This window comes from Sulfitobacter sp. W027, assembly GCF_025143985.1.
GTDB lineage: Bacteria > Pseudomonadota > Alphaproteobacteria > Rhodobacterales > Rhodobacteraceae > Sulfitobacter.
This window is the reverse complement of record NZ_CP083567.1, coordinates 66,621-85,955: the sequence shown is the minus strand read 5'-3', so window position 1 is coordinate 85,955 and position 19,335 is coordinate 66,621. Positions and strand designations below refer to the sequence as shown.

Here is a 19,335-nt window from a genome sequence, read left to right as displayed (position 1 = left end):
CTTGATGGTTCCGATCCTTTCTATTCCGTGGAGGGCCGCTTTGACCGTTCGGAGTGAGCGGAAGCTCTGTCGATACCGGAGCAGCCGCAGATCATGACAGGCCGATGTAGACGGACCCGCTTGATCGCCTTGTTGAGGAAGGCCTTGGCCGCCTTCGCATCCCGCCGCGCGGTGAGGAGGTAGTCAATCATCTGGCGGTTTGCGTCGACGGCGCGCCAGAGGTCACGGCACCTCCCGCCGACGCGGATGTGTGTTTCGACCACACGCCCGTCGACGCTGGCCCGGTGCAGATGCTTCTCGGTGGGCCTGATCAGTTCTGGGCCGAACTTCAGGACCCGGCGATTCACCGTAGAGCGATCAACCGTGCCGTCGCGCTCTGCCATAAGATTTACGTCATCCTGATAAGACAGCAGGTTTCGCAGATATCACCGGACGGCACAGAGAATGATCTCTCGCGGAAAGCGATGATGTTGGAACGGTGATTGGTGCGACATGCTCAACCTCAAAAGCAAAAATCTGGCCGACACGAACAGTCACCGCAACAGTACCACCTAATAGTCAGTGTCCCAGGGTCGCCGCATCAACGCGCCTGGGGTCAGACGCACCAAACAGATAGCCGCTTTCTTTGTCCACGAGGATCGATTGGGTTGAGCCCATCACCGATTTTTTGCTGACCGTATGGCCGCGCTGTTCCAGCAATCCGACGGTGTCGAGGTTGATCCCCTCTTCAATGCGGATTTCATCGGGCAGCCACTGGTGATGGATGCGGGGTGCAAAAGAGGCCTCGGCAATGTTCATTCCGTGGTCGATGACATTCATGATGACCTGTAACGTCGTGGTAATGATGCGCGAACCGCCGGGGGAACCCGTGACCATGAAGACCTCTCCGTCCTTCATCACAATGGTAGGTGACATTGATGAAAGGGGCCGCTTCCCGCCTTCGACGGCGTTGGCATCGCCGCCGATTAGCCCATAGGCATTGGGGACACCGGGCTTTGCGGCGAAGTCATCCATCTCGTTGTTCATCAGAACACCGGTGCCGTCAGCAACCATACCAGACCCATAGGAAAAGTTGATCGTATAGGTGTTGGAAACGGCGTTGCCATCCTTGTCTACGATAGAGAAATGCGTGGTCTGGTCAGACTCGTAGGGTGCAAGCTCGCCCGGTTTAATGCTGCTTGACGGGGTCGCCACGTTAAGGCTGATGTCTCCGCGAATATCACCGGCATAGGCTTTAGACGTGATCTCGTTCAAAGGCACATCCACAAAATCACTATCGCCCAGATATTCCGAACGGTCCGCATAGGCGCGTTTCATCGCTTCGACCATGAGGTGAATCGTGTCGGCCGTGTTATGGCCGAGAAAGGAGATCGGGTAGTCTTCGAGAACGTTGAGGATTTGGATGATATGTGCCCCACCAGAGCTGGGCGGCGGCATTGAAACGATCTCATACCCGCGATAGCTGCCCCGCACCGGGTCACGCAGAACCGCCTTGTAGTTCGCCATGTCCTCAACCGTGATGCGTCCCCCAGCAGCCCGCACCGCTTCGGCAATTTTTGTTGCGGTTTCGCCTTTGTAGAATCCGTCCGTCCCTTCATCCGCTATTTTTTGCAGGGTGTTTGCAAGGTCTGCCTGCACAAGGGTCTCGCCGGGCTCGTAGAAATCGCCGCCTTCTTTGTAGAAAATGCTCTCAGAGGTTGGCCATTTCTTCAACCGATCCTCAAGCCCTTTGAGGCTGTCAGCAAGGCCGGGCGTGACCGCGATGCCTTCGCGCGCGAGGGCGATGGCTGGCTCAATCACCTCGGCAAGTGTCATGCTGCCGTAATTCTCTAACGCCATTTGCATGCCCGCGACGGTTCCCGGCACGCCAACTGCCAATCCCGTGAACCGAGACAGCTCACTGTCAGCATTGCCCTCGGCGTCGAGGTACATATCGCGTTCGGCGGATGAGGGGGCCATCTCGCGATAGTCTATAGCTTTTGTCTGGCCGGTTTCCGCGTCATGGACGATCATGAAACCGCCGCCACCGATATTGCCCGCGCGCGGCAAAGTCACAGCCAGAGCGAATGCCACGGCAACACCCGCGTCGATGGCATTGCCCCCGGCCTCAAGAATATCAAGCCCGATCTGGGCCGCCACGGCCTCTTGGGCCGAGACCATACCGTTTTCGGCGTAAACGGGATGTACACGGTCATCCCCGGAAAAAATCGCGGCTTCTTGGGCATGAAGCGCGGGGACAGCCGACAATGTCAGGCATACCGCGCCGGTGAAAATCTGTTTCATCGAATTCCTCCCAGTTGCGTTTGCGTAGGTTGAGGTTGGCTGTTTCTCCTTAATAGCGCAACGGGGAGGTACTTCTGGACGACCTTGCATCTCGCTACCCTCCAGTATTCTCTGCGCAGAAAATCGGGTAAGGGGCGGGTCTGAACTGTAGTTTCTTGGTTAATAGCAATAAATTATCACGGATGACCAAAACAATGAAACTATGATAAGCCGTAAGCGTGAAATTGGGGTTTTATTTGAAAATTGATAGCAATAGGTTCGTACTGATCGACCTCCTGCGCATGGTGGGCGCGTTTTTGGTCATTACCCTGCATGCTCAGCCGCTCCGCACACTGGCTCCGGTAGCAGATTTTGCCATCACCCATGGCATCACCCGGATCGCCGTACCGTTCTTCTTTGTTACAAGCGGCTATTTCCTTGCAAGCACGTTCCACAAGAGGCGTTTTCACATTTGGGCGGTAAAAATCGTGAAACTCTATGCGCTCTGGATGCTCCTCTATACTCCTTTCTGGTTTCCAGACCGCACGGCGGGCGATTTGTTCTATACTGCGCTAATGGGCTATTATCATCTGTGGTATCTAAGCGCTCTGCTTATGGCTGCCTTGCTCTTGTTTCTTCTTATCCGGGGCCAGCCGACCCTTGTTCCGGTATCTGTCGGAGCCGCGATGCTGCTCGGCTTCGGGCTGCAGTATCTCTATTATTTTTTGCCTCCTGGGGCACTGCTGGAAGTCATTGAGAGCTATGCCCTGCACCGATCGTTTCTGACCTTTGCCTTTCCCTATATCGGTATTGGATACTTAGTTGCCACACGCGCGAACGGGGCTGCAACATTGACCGCGTGGGCGCCGTATCTCGTCGCCCTTGGCTTTGCACTTTTGGCCGTTGAAGTCTGGGCCAACCTGACCATCGCGAAAAGGCACGGTCTGTCTGACAATCTCATTTCGATCCTTGTCCTAACACCGTCTTTGTTTGTTCTGGGTCTCCGGTCAGAGCGAACGCTTGGGAAGTTAAACACCTTGCTCGGGCCCCTCTCACTGGCAATCTATCTTGTCCATATCGCTGTGCTTTATGTGGTTAGTACGGCGACATCTTTGGGTCCTATCGGGGTTTGGGCGCTGACCTGCGGGATCAGCACGTTGATTGGCGCGCTACTGGTTTGGCGGAGGAATGCTTTGCCTTGGATGTTGGGCTAGCCCTTTTCTGCCAGACCCCTAAATCGCACCCTATGGGCCAGCCTACTTGAACCTGTGACACAGCTTGCGCGGTCGAAAGCAGGGAAGGTCACAAAAATTTGCAACCTCTTTGGGCTCGCCATAGCAATCGCGCCGCGATAATGGCGTCGATCCGCAAACGCATCGCGCTTTGCCACGTCGATGGGGTCGAGCGATATATCCCCCTGCCTGGCTGGAGCGGCCCTATAATGCGGCAGCACTAGATCATGACCGTGGAAGGACTACAGGTTTTTGTATTGATCGAGAAGTCCGACTGCGGGCCGAAATTACAAACCAGATCTTAATTTGAGGAGTTTAGTAAATGCGCCCCGGCCTTGTTCGGTATTTTATGGTGCAAAACTCTGCACGGGGATCTCGGCTTAAAGATGGGATCAGGGCAGTCTTAGACGGAAGAAACTGAGTGTTCGCTAATAGCGAACATAGGGCCATAGCCCCGTTAAGTTGCTTGCAAGTACCTGTTGGCGTTTAGGAAGCCCGCTGTCAGAACGAAAGTTCGATCCTGCACGTTATCGAGCGTTCTGGTAGGGAGGGGAGGGTTGGAAGCGGAATCGGAATTCAACCCCTTGCACAGTAGAAATTGGCCCTTGCTTTGCCCGGGATAAAGCGCAGGATCAAGGCATGGCTCATGAATCCTCAAAGTCGAAGGAGAACAGCTCCCGATTGCCGGTTGGGGAGATCCTTTCAGCGCGCGGGGCGCTAGAAGCTTCCGACCAGCAGATAGAAACTCGCAAGTTGCATGAGATTGTTGAGCTCCTATGGCTTCCGGAAAGTTTAAGCGAGGAGGAAATGTCCGCGCGCATCCTCCGCGCTCTAGACCTTTACCACGACCTGAAACCGGATGGCAGTGCAGAGAGCATGTTGGCGGTGCAAATGGTGGGTACCCATTCTGCCGCGCAGGAGTGCCTTAGACGCGCGGCCCGTGAAGATCAAACATTCGAGGGCCGCGATATGGCGTTCAAGCACGCTCATAAGCTAATGACTCTCTACATTCAGCAGCTCGCCACCTTAGACAAGCATCGTGGCAAAGGCCAGCAGAAGGTGACGGTTGAACATGTCCATGTGCATCCGGGCGGGCAGGCTGTGGTTGGCAATTTAGAGATGGGTCAGCGTGGTAAAACAAATTCGAACGCGCCGGAAACCGTCGAGCATTTGAAGGACGTGTCGACGCCCGTCGATACAACCGAGAAGAAGGCGTCTAAGATCCGCCGGTCAGATTAAACCGCCATGACCCACCCGCGAAACACAGCGTCGATGAGACAAAGTTTGAGGTGCGGTGCCAAAACCCGCAATGGCACGCCGTGCTTGGCCCCGGCTGTCTCTGGAAAGAAGCGATGCCGGATGCACGGCGGTGCCCCAGGTTCCGGCGCCCCGCAGGGCAATCAAAATGCTCTGAAACATGGTCTTTACACGCAAGAGGCATTGGCGCTGCGCAAACACGTGCGTGACCTGCTGCGGCACGGCAAAGACCTCATTGAGAAAATGTAACTGTGTTTGCTCTCACGCGCAGCCGAGGAACGATATGGCCTCGGACATCGGCTAAATTCCATTGATCAGGATATCTAAAGCCCGCGTTAGGGCGTCACGATGCTCTTCCAAGCTCCCTACCCGTTCTCGCAACTCAGAACCAGGTACCGCTGCCAGTTCTTGAACCCGTACAATCCATTCTGTTCCGTTGAGATGGACAACCGAAGTAAGCCCTGGGAAAGCCGTGTATCGGCCAGCATCTCGAAAAGGCGCTAAAACCCGCGATGCCTCTATACCGATCAGGTCTGTCTACAGATCCACAACCAGCTGTCCGCTTTTCAAGATATAAAGATCGAACTGCGCCATCTTAAACCTTGACCTAAAAGCTTCTTAAACCTGTAAGGGGCAATCCCTCTTTGGCGACCTCCTCGGCGTAGGCATTGAGAGCTATGCAAAACATAGCAACCAAAGCCCGACAGCAGCGTTGTTGAACCATGTTCAATGATTTTCCTCTTCTCCTGTTGCTGCTGGTTGGCATTTGCGCGGCCACGGTCATCTTACTGGTTGGGCTTCGGATGACAGTCCTTGCAGACCGGATCGCCGACCGCACTGGCTTTGGAGAGGCAGTCGTAGGTGGGGTGCTTCTCGGGGCTGCAACGTCATTCTCGGGCACCATCGTCTCGCTCACCGCGGCGCTGGATGGGCGGGCTTCGCTAGCCTTTTCAAACGGCATTGGCGGGATCGCAGCGCAGACGGCGTTCCTCGCTATTGCGGACATAGTTTATCGACGTGCAAACCTTGAACACGCGGCTGCTGAGATTGCGAACGTCTTTCAGTGCGGCGTGCTGCTCGCGCTCCTCGCGATCCCCTTCGCGGCCTCTACCACGCCAGAGGTGGCGCTCTGGGGTATTCATCCTGCGTCGTTTCTTCTGGTGGTGGTTTACGCTTATGGGGTCGCAGCCACCGCTCGCCTCCGCGAAAAGCCGATGTGGCGGCCTGTCGAGACCGATGAGACCCGTGCTGATGAACCTGAGGTAGATGACACGACGGACAAGCCCGCCCGCTGGCTCTTAATGTGGTTCTTGCTACTCATGGTGTTCCTCGGCCTGGCGGGTTGGGCCATCAGCCAGATCGGCAACCAGCTTACAGATCGACTTGGTCTTTCGGCGTCGCTTGTCGGCGCGCTCGTGACCGCTGTGATCACCTCTTTGCCCGAACTTGTTACAACGGTCGCTGCGGTGCGCCGGGGAGCGCTTCAACTCGCTGTCGGTGGGATCATCGGCGGCAACACGTTTGATATCCTATTTCTCACGATCTCAGACGCAGGTTATCGCAGAGGCTCGATATACCACGCCGTCAGCTCACAAGACCTTTTCTGGCTGGCGGTTGGAATGTTGATGACCGCAGTCCTACTGCTCGGGCTCATCTTTCGAGAGAAGCAGGGCCCGGGAAGCATCGGGCGCGAAAGCCTTACACTTTTGTGCATTTATGGCGCCGCCGTCGCGGTCCAGGCGTTCTCTTGAGAGACCTTAGGTCGAAAAACGGGGCCGCGGCTATCGTTTCTCAGATCCAGTAGACGGATATAGAGCATAGGCTTTACCCAAGATCGCATTGTCTTTTTAGGAACGATCCGCCGCGGCACCCGTTGAATCTTCAGAAACTAACGAAAGAGGAGACATGCTATGAAAATGCTTACAGCAAGCACACTCGCACTGACACTCGCAGGCACAGCAGCTTTCGCTGAGGCTCATATGACTGATTACTCCAAGGTCGACAGCGCGGCCATGAATGAGATGCGTGGTGACCTAATCCGCACGCGCGACATCACCGGCGGTGAAATTTACACGATTGGTGAAGCCGACGACGAATGGAATGTGGGAAACCAATATGATGCGATTGATTCTGGTTGGAACGAGATCGGCGAGATTGAAGACATCGTTCTTTCCAAAGATGGCCAGATGGTCGGCATGGTAGCCGAAGTCGGCGGCTTTCTGGACCTTGGCGACAAACACGTCATGATCTCGGTCCCAGATGTGAACCTTGTGGCAGTTGACGACAAGACCTACGCCTACGTAACGCGTCTGAGTGAAGAAGAGCTTGAGGCGCTGCCAAGCGTTGATGAAGGTTTCTGGGACTAACCCAAACTTAGGGCGCAGCCCGTAACCGTTAAGACACTCCGGCCGTGCTTTCACAGGCAGGGGCGTTTCTGGCCTGTTGCAGTTCCTTCCCTGTAACAGGCCTTTCTGCGTCAAATGCTCGCTGCAGGGGATCAACCCCTTCGGCAGTGGGATCATAGGCATCTTCGAGAAGATCGATGAGCGTCAATGCAATGGGGATGACTTCCTACAGACCCAAGCTAACTGACAGGTAGAGAAAGGGGTTACTTCCATGGCTGATAATTTAGGGAAAACTGGAACTGAGGGTGCCGACAGGGGGAGCGGAAATCGCGCTTGGCTTATCGGACTGGCGGTCCTCGCAGCGATCGGCTGGGGGTGGGGGATATACCAAACGACGGCCCGCGCCACGCTCGAAGATGAGATGACACGCCAGATTAAAGCCGCAACCCTCGAACGAGACGAGGTGGCAGAAGCTCTCGCGGCTTTGAAAACAGCCTCCGGCGAGCTGACTGAAATTCAGTCGCGCATTGAAGCCTCGACTGGTGAACTTGCTGAGATCGATGAAAGGCGGCAAGCCGAATCCGAAAAATTTGACGCGGAACTTGCGGAGCTCGCAGATCGCCGCGCGGGTGCCGAAGCAAATCTCTCCTCCCAATTGGCCACGATGACTGCACAGATCGAGACGGCCCGCGAGGATTTTGAGGGCGAACTGGCGGCTTTGACCAAACGACGTGACGCTGCGCTGAAGGAGACAAACATAGCTGAATCTTCTCTTTCCGAAGCGAACAAACAGTTGGAGCAATCGACCAGCCAACTGGAGAGCCAACGTTCTGAGCTAAAAGCAATCCAGCAGGAAATCGCGACCCAGCAAACCACGCGAGATGAGACCCTTGCGGCCTTGACTGAAGCAATGAAAGAAGTCGAGACTGTGGGAGCGCGTGTGAAAGAGGCGCGTACGCAAGAAAGTGCGCTACGCGAGACCCTCAGTTCTTTGCAGGAGGAAGCCGCGGCCTTGTCGAAGGAGTTGGCTGACGCTGAGACCCGGATACAAACGGCGCGCAGCAGCGAAGCGAAGGCGCAAGAGACTTACGCGAAGATCGCAAAAGACGTTACGGGCCTCGAAGATAGAAAAGAAGGCCTCCAAAAGGAGCTTTCGCGACTTGAGTCCCGCCATACCAACTTAAGATCTGATGTTACCGCGGCCGAAGAACAGCGTACCAAGGTGCAATCTGAGCTGCAGGACATCACGGCCCTCCTCAAAACCCGGTCGGAGGAAATGTTGAAGGTAGAGTAGCGTATTAAAGACGAACAGGGCGCGGTTCACGATGCTATGGGCGATCAGAAAAAGGCCCAAGGCGAGACTTCAGATAAACCGGAGAAGCCTCAAAAGCGGAGTAGAACTCAAGGAAAGTCTGAAAAACCTCGCGCACTGAGCGGCATGGGTTAGAGTTGGGGGGACGATATAGGAACCCCGCCGATGCCCAAGCAGCCCGCCTTTCCAGGCCTCCGCCAATCGATGAAGAAGAAACAGACGCGGCGTGAGAAGTTCCTCGCGGAGATGGATGCGGTTGTGCCGTGGCCACGGCTGGTGGCTCTGATCGGGCCGCATTACCCGAGGGTCGGACCGAAGGGAGGACGGCCGCCGATGCCGCTGGAAACGATGCTGCGCATATACTTCCTCCAGAACTGGTATGCGCTCAGCGATCCGATGGCCGAGGAGATGCTGTATGACAGCGAGGCCATGCGCCAGTTCGCAGGCATCGAACTTGGGGACGACCGCATCCCGGACGAAACAACGATCCTGAACTTCCGCCATCTGCTGGAGAAGCATCGGCTGACCGAAAAGCTGTTTGTCGAGGTGAACAAGCACCTTGCCGATCAGGGTATCACGCTGCGCTCGGGCACACTGGTGGATGCGACGATCATCGATGCGCCGTCTTCGACCAAGAATGAGGTGAAGGCGCGCGATCCCGAGATGTCGTCGACAAAGAAGGGCAACGACTGGTATTTTGGTATGAAAGCGCATGTTGGCGTCGATGCTCAGAGCGGCATCGTGCACAGCCTCGATACCACCACGGCCAAGACGCATGACAGCCAGGTCTGGGATGACCTTCTACACGGCGAGGAGACATCGGTCTGGGCCGACAAGGGCTATGTCAGCGCTGCGCGGGAGGCGGCATTCTCAGGCCCAGGCAAGTTCTGGGGTGTCATGCGAAAGGCCGCCAAAGGCGGCAAGCTTCATCCGATCGACGACGACATCAACCGGATCATCGCCAAGGTGCGGGCCCGGGTTGAGCACCCGTTCCGGGTGATTAAGCGGCAGTTCGGATACATCAAGACCCGTTACCGTGGTCTCGCCAAGAACCGCGCCCAGCTCTTTGCGCTGTTCGCCCTTGGCAACTTGTTTCTTGTTCGACGAAAATTGATGGCATGAGGACGAGTCTGCCCAAAATCAGGGGCTGGGCGCTTCAAGGCTGCCGATTCTGGCGCTACGAGCCAAAAATCGGCCCCTGTCAGCGAAATCAAAGCCCGATTGCACGGAAACCGGCGCAGCAAAACGGTAGATCAGACGTTCCTCAAAAGGCCGGAGATGTCGGCACATCTGATAGCCAATCTGCAAAGCAATCTGCGACAAACACGGCCCCCCCGATGCCAGCCCGAACTGAGCAATCGCAATCGGAACGCAATAGCGGAAACCAAAGTGGTAATAGTGCAATCACGCCCGGCACATACCGCACTGGTGATATTTTGGCGCGCTTTGCATCGGACGGCACCTTTAATATGCGTAATGAGCAGAGCGGAGCTAAAGTTGCGGGCGAATATGCTGTCGAGAACGATGTACTCACGCTATTAAACCCGGTGGGCAACTTACGACAGGGGGTCAATTTTCCGCTGCGTTGCGCTGTAGAATTCGCCGGCGAGGCATTCACTCTTCGTGCGGCGGGCCAAGACGGGCTTGCCTGCGGGCCGCTGACTAACGCGGCCTATGAAAAGGTCCAATAGCCGGAGAGCAGAAGTTTCCGCCCGTCATCCCAGAGCGGAGGCGGGTGGGAATAATTGCGCCTCTGCGTTCCATGGAGATATAGATTTGTTATCTTTTACAGTGTGATAACACTATCGACGCGGCAGTTCACAACTGCTTCACACCGCCGTGGGGGAATACGACAAAGTAGACGTTTCACGCTGTTTGTCTCTCTTTCCGCTCTCAGATAAGCGCATGGGGCACCCCTCATGCTACGGCGCAGCGCTTGGCAGCTGCTCGCGGGTTTGTCACTTTGGATGATCTCGTCCGCAGGTCTTGAGTGGCAGGGGGCAGTTTGGCCTTCAGTTGCGGCGCAAAAAGACGAGGACTTCAACCGGGGGCGAGAGCCCCTCGTAGGTGCGTCGCGCAGGTTTAATCCGGACATGAGGGCCGCGCCCGCACAGCTGGCAATCCGCAAATTTTGAGAAGAACTTGAATGCCACCTTAGGAGCTTGCGAGGCGGCGGGCAGTACGCCCTCCGAATGCGAAATTCAAAAGCAGGCCCAGTGTCGCACCGATGCCAACGCCGAACAGGTCCGCGATGAAATCTGCAAGCTCACCTTGGCGCCCGACATAGGGTTGAATGACCTCGATTACGGCTCCGAAAACAGCTGCCGCGAGCGCCACCCGGAGTAGCGCCTTCGGATAGAGAACGGCGCAGGGCAAAGTTAAGGCCGCAAAGGCCAACAGGTGATGGGTTTTATCGGACCCGGGTGCGTCAGCGGGAATGTTAAGCGGGATGAGGGTCAATGCGGCGATGCTGATCGTCAGGCTGATCGTCAACCAGATCACAACTGCCCGCCGGCGTTTGGTGCCAAAGGCAACTGCTTGAATATCGGGCATGTAAAATCAACCTACGGTTTTGGAGTGCGAATGCGGATGCCAGGGCCATCGTCGGGCGTGCCGATGAATTCGATGCCAGCAGCTTCGAGGGATGATTTTATCGCTCTGATGTTCGGCCCAGTACTTGCGGGAACGCCGTCTTGCGCCTCGACACGCTTAATTGTGCTAATGCTCACCCCAGACGATGCGGATAGTTCGCTAACACTCAAACGGAGCGCATACCTTGCAATTCGAACTTGAGCGCCAGTAATCATTGACATCTCCACCTAATGAGCCCATATAGCTCACATGAAACCAAATGACGCTCAGCTCTTTAGCATCAGCTCTGACTGGCAGTCAGAATTCAAGCGCCTTGAAGGGGCTTATGCGCCGTCTACCATGCGGGCCTACCACGCCGATATCGAAATATACATCCAGTGGTGCGCGTTGAGCGATCGGACGCCGTTCCCCGGGAGTGTGGAGACGGTTTGTGCATTTCTGCTGGATCAGGACAGCTTTGCCCCGGCGACGGTACGACGGCGGGTGTATGCTATCCGAAAGGTTCATCAGCTTCTGCGACTGCCGGATCCCACCTATGACGAGGATATCAATCTTACGTTCCGGCGCATTCGCCGCAGCAAAACTTCGCGGCCGCGTCAGGCGAAAGGCATGACCAAAAGTTATCTCGATAAATTTCTTGCCGTCCAGCCTGACAACCCTTGGGGCCTAAGAAACAAAGCCATGCTTTCACTGGGCTATGACCTCCTAACACGACGGTCTGAGTTAGTTGCAATCACCGTGGAGGACGTTGAATTTCGCTCGGATGAAACGCTGCGGGTCCTAATCCGACGCAGCAAGACAGACCCTGGGGGCTACGGCCGCGTGGCTTTCACCTCGAAGCGGACAGGGACGCTTGTTACCGAATGGCTTGAGTGGCGCGGCTATAACTTCGAACCGCTTTTCTGCCCAATCTATCAAGGTCATGCTGTGAACCGACACTTAAGTGACACGACCGTGAAACACTTGATTAAGTCAGCTGCAAAGAATGCGGGGCTTGATCCGAACGATGTGAATGATTTCAGCGGCCATTCGATGCGCGTCGGTGCGGCGCAAGATCTGCTGAAAGCAGGTCATGATACCGCTGCGATTATGCGGGCCGGCGGGTGGAAGTCGATCAATGTACTGACGCGCTATCTAGAGAATGCTGAATGTAACGTGTGGCTCTAGATACAGCAGGTGCTGCCAACGCCAGCATCGACGTGGAACAGTACCAGATTCCGAGGCGGTCCATGAAGGTCTGGTCTTGATTAAGGCCAGCTCGATCTATGACGGGTTCGAAACCGACATGGCCAACAATGTGCTCGCGACCGCCAAGGGGCCCTGTTTTGGGACCATGATCATTGACGAAGGTGCCGTTTCTGGCGGCGGGGCCTGCAACATGGCGAAGCCATCGTCATTAGCTAGACCCCGTCCGGCTTCAACGATGAGGGCCGGACTATCGGCACGTGAGAGATTACGGCGGCACCGGCAAATGGACGTACGCCTCTGGTGGCCATGATTTCGATGCCGGGGGCGAAGGCGCTGATTACACCAATATGGTCACCGGCGAAGTTAACCTAAACTGAATCCCACTACATTGACTTCTCTATCTCGCGTGCAGACGTGCAAACCGATCTATGCGCGGGATGGACATGGTAATAACCTAGGTGGCTTTTCGATCAACTGCGTGGACTTGAGTGACCGTTTTAACAGATCGGTGGTACACTTCGTGACCCGTTTGTCAGCGTGGCTGAAGCACGAAGGCCAAGCTTGCTATATCAATATCGGGCAGTTGTATCTTTTATAACGGTTATCGTCCTGCTTTTCGCCCGTGCCGTCTCAAAGTCGAAGAGCTGCGGAGCAATGCCCTACTACAAGGGGCGGCAGGCCACCCATGGATCGTTACTCTGATGCGTTTGGCATTAAACGTAACCGTTTATTCTTGGCTTCCTAGCGTGGGATCGTCGTCATATCGCTTAGGCTGAGCGGCATTTAGCTCTGCCGGATCAGCGCTGAGAGCGGCCGTCTCGGGCGTGGACGCGCGCGCCAAGGGTTTCGCCTGGAAGGCTATCTTGGCATTGGGAGCCACGGGAGGGGCGATCCGGAGACGCAAGAGCGCGAATAGGATCAACAATACATGCACAGAGCCCGTGACCGCAAAAAGCGTAGAAGCGCCAAATTCGGTCATCGCGAACCCAGCCACTGTGGGTCCGACAATTGAGCCGATGCCAAACACCAGGAGCAGCCCTCCGCTGACCTGAATGAAGGACCCCGGTTCAGCATGATCGTTCGCATGCGCCACAATGATGGGGTACATGGCGAAGACCGTCGCGCCAAATAGCGCTGACATCGCCAGCGCAAGAGCCGGTGTCGGTACGGCAATCGACAGGAAAAGAACGTCTGCGAGGATGGCAAATATTGTGACTGCGATCAAAACCTTGCGTCGATCAAATCGGTCCGACGCGATACCCACCGGGATCTGAGATGCCGCACCCGCGAGGATCGGGATGCTCGCAAACAGAGCGATTTCGTTCAGCGATAAGCCTATGCGCGCGGCATAGACCGCCGCCAATGTGCCGAAAGAGGCATTGGAGACGCCGACCATTAATACGGCGAAGACAGCGATGGGCGAATTTTTCCATAGCTTGCTCAAGTCGAGCTTAGCCTGTGTCAACGGCCTAGGTGTGGTCGTCGCACTGATCGCAGTCGGCAGAAGCGCAAGGCAGTAGACCATCGCGGCCAGCACGAAGAACAGAAAACCGTTCGTATCCCCTAAGGTTAGTACCATCTGTCCTGCTGTCGTAGCGCCAAGATTGACCATCGTGTAAATGCCAAAAACCCGCCCGCGAGACTTCGCGTCTGCGCGCTCGTTCAACCAGCTCTCAACGATCATCGCGGCACCGGCAAAGCAGAATCCGGAAAGCGCGCGCACTGGGACCCAAACCCATGGCGTAATCAGAACGAGTGAGAGCAGCACGGCAATAGCGGCAATTGCACACATGGCCCCAAAAGCGCGTATATGTCCGACACGGGCCACCAATGCCGGCGTGCGCAAACATCCCGCAACGTAGCCGACCGCCCAGCCCGTCCCCAGCAAGCCCAAAGACGCCGCCGTAAAGCCTTCAGCTTCACCTCGGATCGGCAAAATCAGGCTGTTTACGCCTCCGGCGAACAAGAGAAAGGATGACCCCAACAGCAGGGCGGTTAAGGGAAGAAGGTTTCTGATCATAGCGTTTAGATACCCTGCGCGCCCACTGTTTCCAACTGGTACTGCCTGGCGAGGTATTTTCGCAATGCGTCTTTGCAGCCTGTCTGGCTGGTGAAGAGCCGCTTCGTTGGGGGCGAGTCCCTTGTCGCGACGAGCTCTGTGACAGACTATGGTAAACTCAGGAGATTCTGATCGGGAGAAACTTTATGCGGAAGAAAGAGAATGATGAGCGCTCTAATATTGACCCGAACCCGGCAACCCTTCAGCGCGAAATTGACCGTCTGAACCGTGAACTTCGTGCCTTTGTTGCTGTGGCTCTGCGACACGGGCTGCGGGATTATTGCGAGACGCGACATCCAATACTGACGGCCGAACTCGACCAAACCGATACGCACTCGCAACGCCACGCGAAACAAAAATATGACAGAGTTCTTGCGCGGATCACAGATGTTCCCGGGCTCTGCGGTTGCCCCGGCGATACCGCGGAACGTACCTATTACCGAAATGCCCAAGACAACGTGGCCTATATCGAGCATACCCTTAAGAACAAAAGATTTATCCTAGGAGGCATCTGGGTCGCCCCCCGATACAGAGGCAAAGGGTGCGCTCATAATATTCTGCGGGTTTTGGTCGAGGCCGCAGACGATGCCGATCTCGGCATTGAACTGTACCACGAGCCATTTGGCGAGGAGGGGCTGCGAGCACAGGAGTTGGAAGCCTTTTACAATCGGCACGGCTTTGCGTGGCATGACTCGGCGCCTGGCGGGTTGGTTCGACTTCCACGGTCTCCGCTTGATCTTTATACGCGCAGCTGAAGCTGGGCTTGGATCTGCTTTGCTAAGACGTACCGAAATACGCCTCAACTCGGTAGTTGCGCCGCTGAAGGGCGGCAGTCATGCATATCTCGAAGGGGAAATTCTACTGGGAAATTATCGGTGAATTGCGAGGAAGAATCTGATACAATCATCAACATCTACCACATGAGAGCATCAAAGGATGTGAGCCATGCACGGATATGTTGGAATTCACCGACGGACGGTTCTACAGGCCTATCATCGCTTTCTTGCGGCGGATCGGTCCTTGCAGAAGGCTCAATCAGCGGCGTTGGTTTGGATCTCTGAACCATCTTCTCAGAAGGCCATGCTCATGGGGGATACTGGGTCTCGGGTAAGGCGGCTTCATGAACGCCGTGATCGGGCCCTCGCCCGACTCCGGCTCCTATGGCAGACCCTTGATCAAGAGAAGAAAAGAAAGCGTAAAAGGTCCCAACGGAGCGTTCTCTTGCTTGAAATGCGCCCTATCTCGAAGTGAAGAGAGCAAACAGAAACGACGCGGCTTGCGGACCTCCTTTTAACTTTTCCTTAGCGCCTTATCCCAGCTCGCGTGTTTAACGGTTCAATGCGGCGCTGGCAGACTATGAATGAGGTTTTGCCCCAGTCGATTTCTTGATCTACCTGCAGCTCGGTGCGTGATGGATAGACCATGCGGGATCAATATCGCACGCAGGCTACCACTGCTGACCTTAAGTCGTGAAGGATCCAAGCCAATCCAGAATATTACGGGGCACGCACCGCGAGGGCTGCGCATCGTTTCGCCCAAAACCAACTCGGTAGTGCCATCGCCTCATGCACCATAGTCTAGAACCGAACAGAAGCCCCCTGCCAAGACATCAGAGCGCTTTCAGGCTGGCCGATCCAAAACCGGCAGCGCGCAGCGGGCGGGGCTCGCCCGCTTGGCCCACTCAGAACCCCGAAAAGACCATGTCAAGAGCGCCGCGGATCTCATAGTCAGATGCGGAAAGATCTGCGATGGGGGACCCTTTGAGCAGCGCAGAGGGGATCGCCGCCATCTCTGCGGTGTGCAGGGCATGGGCATCGCCCTCAATTTCGAATACTGGCTCCAGGCGTCCGATAACCCTTGGCCCGACCGAAATGGGGATCAGAGGTGCGACGATGCGGGAACCAGTGTCGATCAGATCCGTTTGGAGGTCGAGCACCAGCCGTCCGCTGGATACCCGATAAACTTGGAACTGTGCCATCAGCCGAGACGCAGCACCTGCAGGTCTGCCAGCGGCATCCCATGGGCCTCAATCCAAGCGCGGCGCTCTGAAATCGCCGCCGCGTTGTCCGCAGCCCAAGCTGTGGCCCGCGCCGCCCGCACCGCTTCTGCGACGGCAGCATCGCTGATCGCGGACACGTTCAGGCCCAACTCCCGCGCGGCGGCGAGATTTTCCACCGTAAGTGTAATGTTTGTGCGCTGCTTTTCGGATGTGGTCTGCATACCATTCTCCTCTATCACATGCAGTGTACACACGATCGGTGTGTAATGCAATGGCGTTGGGTCCCTAGGATGTTGTCATATGATCAGCCCCGCGCCCCATTCAATGTTTAGGTGGAAAGCGGTTGTCATGGGGGTGAAAAACGACCTTAGCCCGTGCGGTATTTTAGAAAATTTGGCTTGCGCCACAGACACTTCCAAGATGCAGCTTATGCGATCCTTGGGGTGGCGTGAGCGTCGTATTCCAATAAGCGGGTTAATATTTCGGCGCCGCAACCTGGTCTCAGATCAGGGGCGCTTGAGAGGAGGCGTTATCGGGCGTTTCAGTGGGGGGTGGGGGTGGTGTTAGCAGAATTCAAAAACAAGCCCATGCACAGTAAGGGTTCCGTGCGAAAATGTCTCAAACTTAGACCGGTAACCTACTATGTTGACGATGGGCAACATCTCGAGGCAAGGCAGAATGGCAAAGAAGGATCTGACGCTGAAAACGACGCAGCGCAGTTTGGCGGCGCAAGAGATACCCTCCGCCGCGGCGCTTCAGGAAATGCTCGGGGTCAGCAACGAAGCTTTGCTGACCCAAAAGATCAACGAGATCGGCAAACTGCTCTGGTTTCACGCGGATGCCAGCGAAGACACGAAACATGAGCGGATCCTGCGGGCTCTAGAGCTTTATGAAAGCTTGGAGCCTGCGGATGGGGCGGAAGGTATGCTGGCGATGCAAATGGTCGGCACGCATGATGCGGCGCTCGAATGTCTTAAACGCGCCGCTCTTTCCAACCAGACCTTTGAGGGGCGCGACATGGCGCTCAAGCACGCGCAAAAGCTGATGACCCTTTATACGAAACAGCTTGAGACCTTGAACAAGCACCGTGGGAAAGGCCAGCAAAGGGTGACCGTAGAGCACGTCAACGTGCAGGCCGGCGGACAGGCGATCGTTGGACATGTTGAGTCAGGCCAGCGGGGCAGCCAGCGGCGCGATGCCGAGCCATCCATCGACCACCAGCGGGATGCCGCATTTTCCGGAGAAAAACCAAAGACCAAGGCCCCAAGGAAAAAAGGGTCAGACTAGATGGTGGGCACGCATAGACGCAACACCGGACCAATGCGGACCAGTCCGCGCTGCGGCGCTAAAACCCGTAAAGGGACACCGTGCCAGGCGCCAGCCGTGGCCGGCAAAGCGCGCTGCCGCATGCATGGCGGGGCAAAGGGATCGGGGGCGCCGATTGGTAACCAGAACGCCTTTACGCATGGGATGTATACTCGGGAGTCCCAGGAATACAGCGAGCACATCCGAGATTTGATACGCGAAGGCAAAGAGCTGATCGAAAAGTTTTAACTTTTAGAGGTATCGCGTTAGGCGGATCTACGGCGCCATGCGCGCCATGCGCGGTCTATGATGGCGCCCCGTCCGAAACCAATGAGATCTGCCAGGACCTCCATCCCTTCAGCCTCGGCCCCATGCAGGGCGGCACAAGTTCGATTGCGGCGCCAAAGAACGCAGTCGGGGGAAGTGGACGGGATCAGGAGCGTCAGGTCGCTGGTCATAGATGCGATCCTCCGGGAGTATGCGGTATGCTGCGTCTTTGCGCCTACTTACTCCCATACATGCTGTGCGACTGTGCCATAAGCCTTCACATCGGAAGATCGGGAAAAAGAACCTGGTAAGAACAAATACTGTTTTGGTAGCCAGTTACATTCCGTTTTGCGGTTAATACCCTGCGTCGTTGTCAATTGCAGCCTCGCGGAAAGAAGGCCACCGTTCGATCGGAAACCCGGTAGGCCAGCAGTCCGACCCATTCCTTCACGCCAGTGTTCAAATCCGCGAGGTTTTCCGCAAGGTTCCAGCCGATTTGATCTAGGACTGTCCCGCCGCGGTAGTCGGTGGGGAACGGCACCAGGTTCGACCACCCCGCTGCGCAGAAACTCCCCATTGCCCGCGGCATATGGAAGGCGCTGGTCACCAAAATCCAGGGCCCCTGCCCCTTTGGCGCCACGGCGCGCGACAGGACGGAGTTCTCGGCTGTCGTCCGTGAGCGTCCCTCGACAATCAGTCTATCCTGCGGCAACCCTAGTTGCCGCAGGATATTAGGACCCAATGCGAATGTGTCTGCGGCTACCGGTGTAGCTGCTGCCTTGCCACCCGTATAAAGTACGGCCGCGTCAGGGAACTGCCGCGCCAATTGAATGGCAGCAATAAACCGGTCTCCAGCCTCGTTGACCTGTGCCACGCTGCCTGTGTAGGCAGGAGCGGTATCTTCTGCGCCGCCGAGAACGAGGATGCCAGCAGGCTGCGTGATCGGTGGATTGGGCGCGTAGGCGCGTTCCAGCGGATTAAGGACAAAGTTGCCGACGGGGATCACGCCAATCGCGATCATGATGATGAGTGCCATTACCAAGAACCGCGACGCGGCAACAATGCGCCCAAGCCATAAGCAAACTAGGGGAACGGCGATGAGAGCCACAAGGAGGGTCTCTGGCCGGATCAACAGCCAAACGGTCTTACTGGCGATGAAAAAAACTGTGTCCAAAAGATATTCTCTCTGCGCTCAGCCGGGAGGGTCATCGGTTGTCCCGGTAGACCCGGCATGAGGCGGCTTCCAGGTTCAAGCAGGAAACACTCAGTTCTTCATTCTTGTGGGCGGAACAGTACGCCTTTGCCGCCATCAGCGGTCTGGATAAACTCGATGCCTTCGTTTTCGAGCGCGATACGAATAGCCTCTAGCGTTTTCTTTGAAGGAGTGACTTCACTACCTTTGGCTTCAACCCTCAATACCGTCCGCCTATTAAGCCCCGCTTCAGATGCCAGCTTATCGATTGTCCAATCAAGTGACGCTCTGGCGGCGCGTATCTGTTCTGGATCAATCATTGACA

General features: G+C 56.1%; 21 protein-coding genes. 12 read left to right on the top strand and 9 right to left on the bottom strand.

Annotated features, from left to right (window positions below; genetic code table 11):
* Nucleotides 1–20: 20 nt before the first annotated feature.
* Nucleotides 21–383, bottom strand: a complete 363-nt coding sequence (locus K3759_RS18915; protein WP_259986518.1) for a DDE-type integrase/transposase/recombinase — start codon at nucleotides 381–383, stop codon at nucleotides 21–23.
* Nucleotides 384–558: 175 nt separating this feature from the next.
* Nucleotides 559–2,283 carry a gamma-glutamyltransferase gene (gene ggt / locus K3759_RS18910; RefSeq protein WP_259986517.1) on the bottom strand — a complete coding sequence of 575 codons (1,725 nt, stop codon included), beginning with the start codon at nucleotides 2,281–2,283 and terminating at the stop codon, nucleotides 559–561.
* A gap of 236 nt (nucleotides 2,284–2,519) precedes the next feature.
* Between ggt and K3759_RS18905 the strand changes: the two genes are divergently transcribed.
* The 3 genes from K3759_RS18905 (at nucleotide 2,520) to K3759_RS18895 (ending at nucleotide 5,000) form a co-directional block, all read left to right on the top strand.
* Nucleotides 2,520–3,476 (top strand): acyltransferase, encoded by a 957-nt coding sequence (locus K3759_RS18905; protein WP_259986516.1) that lies wholly within the window; start codon nucleotides 2,520–2,522, stop codon nucleotides 3,474–3,476.
* A 657-nt stretch (nucleotides 3,477–4,133) separates the two neighbouring features.
* Nucleotides 4,134–4,733, top strand: a complete 600-nt coding sequence (locus tag K3759_RS18900) for a hypothetical protein (protein ID WP_259986514.1) — start codon at nucleotides 4,134–4,136, stop codon at nucleotides 4,731–4,733.
* Between the two features lie 6 nt (nucleotides 4,734–4,739).
* Complete coding sequence (locus K3759_RS18895) at nucleotides 4,740–5,000, top strand: HGGxSTG domain-containing protein (RefSeq protein WP_259986512.1); 261 nt, start codon at nucleotides 4,740–4,742, stop codon at nucleotides 4,998–5,000.
* A 51-nt stretch (nucleotides 5,001–5,051) separates the two neighbouring features.
* On the opposite strand, the gene K3759_RS18890 is transcribed toward K3759_RS18895, so the two are convergent.
* Complete coding sequence (locus tag K3759_RS18890; protein ID WP_259986597.1) at nucleotides 5,052–5,273, bottom strand: CcdB family protein; 222 nt, start codon at nucleotides 5,271–5,273, stop codon at nucleotides 5,052–5,054.
* Nucleotides 5,274–5,473: 200 nt separating this feature from the next.
* Between K3759_RS18890 and K3759_RS18885 the strand changes: the two genes are divergently transcribed.
* From K3759_RS18885 to K3759_RS18865, 5 genes are all read left to right on the top strand, one after another.
* A complete protein-coding gene (locus K3759_RS18885) occupies nucleotides 5,474–6,502 on the top strand; it encodes a sodium:calcium antiporter (protein ID WP_259986511.1) in 1,029 nt (342 codons plus the stop codon).
* A gap of 159 nt (nucleotides 6,503–6,661) precedes the next feature.
* Nucleotides 6,662–7,117 (top strand): PRC-barrel domain-containing protein, encoded by a 456-nt coding sequence (locus K3759_RS18880; RefSeq protein WP_259986510.1) that lies wholly within the window; start codon nucleotides 6,662–6,664, stop codon nucleotides 7,115–7,117.
* A gap of 250 nt (nucleotides 7,118–7,367) precedes the next feature.
* Entirely contained in the window at nucleotides 7,368–8,390 is a 1,023-nt protein-coding gene (locus K3759_RS18875) for a hypothetical protein (protein WP_259986509.1), read from the top strand.
* 183 nt (nucleotides 8,391–8,573) lie between these two features.
* Nucleotides 8,574–9,530, top strand: coding sequence for an IS5 family transposase (locus tag K3759_RS18870; RefSeq protein ID WP_259986508.1), 957 nt, complete (start codon nucleotides 8,574–8,576; stop codon nucleotides 9,528–9,530).
* Between the two features lie 215 nt (nucleotides 9,531–9,745).
* Entirely contained in the window at nucleotides 9,746–10,099 is a 354-nt protein-coding gene (locus tag K3759_RS18865; protein ID WP_259986507.1) for a hypothetical protein, read from the top strand.
* A 463-nt stretch (nucleotides 10,100–10,562) separates the two neighbouring features.
* Here the strand turns inward: K3759_RS18865 and K3759_RS18860 are convergent, their stop codons facing one another.
* Nucleotides 10,563–10,961, bottom strand: a complete 399-nt coding sequence (locus tag K3759_RS18860) for a hypothetical protein (protein WP_259986506.1) — start codon at nucleotides 10,959–10,961, stop codon at nucleotides 10,563–10,565.
* Nucleotides 10,962–11,249: 288 nt separating this feature from the next.
* On the opposite strand from K3759_RS18860, the gene K3759_RS18855 reads away from it, so the two are divergent.
* Entirely contained in the window at nucleotides 11,250–12,167 is a 918-nt protein-coding gene (locus K3759_RS18855; RefSeq protein ID WP_259986505.1) for a tyrosine-type recombinase/integrase, read from the top strand.
* A gap of 748 nt (nucleotides 12,168–12,915) precedes the next feature.
* Here the strand turns inward: K3759_RS18855 and K3759_RS18850 are convergent.
* A complete protein-coding gene (locus tag K3759_RS18850) occupies nucleotides 12,916–14,208 on the bottom strand; it encodes an MFS transporter (protein ID WP_259986504.1) in 1,293 nt (430 codons plus the stop codon).
* Between the two features lie 185 nt (nucleotides 14,209–14,393).
* Here K3759_RS18850 and K3759_RS18845 point away from each other — a divergent pair, with 185 nt between their 5' ends.
* The gene (locus K3759_RS18845; protein WP_259986502.1) at nucleotides 14,394–15,002 is read left to right on the top strand and encodes a GNAT family N-acetyltransferase; all 609 of its coding nucleotides are present in this window, start codon (nucleotides 14,394–14,396) and stop codon (nucleotides 15,000–15,002) included.
* Nucleotides 15,003–15,928: 926 nt separating this feature from the next.
* Here the strand turns inward: K3759_RS18845 and K3759_RS18840 are convergent.
* Both K3759_RS18840 and K3759_RS18835 read right to left on the bottom strand, forming a co-directional pair.
* The gene (locus K3759_RS18840) at nucleotides 15,929–16,225 is read right to left on the bottom strand and encodes a CcdB family protein (protein WP_259986501.1); all 297 of its coding nucleotides are present in this window, start codon (nucleotides 16,223–16,225) and stop codon (nucleotides 15,929–15,931) included.
* The gene (locus tag K3759_RS18835; RefSeq protein ID WP_259986500.1) at nucleotides 16,225–16,467 is read right to left on the bottom strand and encodes a type II toxin-antitoxin system CcdA family antitoxin; all 243 of its coding nucleotides are present in this window, start codon (nucleotides 16,465–16,467) and stop codon (nucleotides 16,225–16,227) included. Before K3759_RS18835 ends, K3759_RS18840 begins: the two co-directional genes overlap by 1 nt.
* A gap of 457 nt (nucleotides 16,468–16,924) precedes the next feature.
* On the opposite strand from K3759_RS18835, the gene K3759_RS18830 reads away from it, so the two are divergent.
* Nucleotides 16,925–17,533 (top strand): hypothetical protein, encoded by a 609-nt coding sequence (locus K3759_RS18830; RefSeq protein WP_259986499.1) that lies wholly within the window; start codon nucleotides 16,925–16,927, stop codon nucleotides 17,531–17,533.
* A complete protein-coding gene (locus K3759_RS18825) occupies nucleotides 17,534–17,800 on the top strand; it encodes an HGGxSTG domain-containing protein (protein ID WP_259986498.1) in 267 nt (88 codons plus the stop codon). It begins immediately after the preceding gene.
* A gap of 391 nt (nucleotides 17,801–18,191) precedes the next feature.
* Here the strand turns inward: K3759_RS18825 and K3759_RS18820 are convergent, their stop codons facing one another.
* Both K3759_RS18820 and K3759_RS18815 read right to left on the bottom strand, forming a co-directional pair.
* Complete coding sequence (locus tag K3759_RS18820; RefSeq protein WP_259986497.1) at nucleotides 18,192–18,854, bottom strand: YdcF family protein; 663 nt, start codon at nucleotides 18,852–18,854, stop codon at nucleotides 18,192–18,194.
* 236 nt (nucleotides 18,855–19,090) lie between these two features.
* The gene (locus K3759_RS18815) at nucleotides 19,091–19,330 is read right to left on the bottom strand and encodes a helix-turn-helix domain-containing protein (RefSeq protein WP_259986496.1); all 240 of its coding nucleotides are present in this window, start codon (nucleotides 19,328–19,330) and stop codon (nucleotides 19,091–19,093) included.
* Nucleotides 19,331–19,335 lie beyond the last annotated feature (5 nt).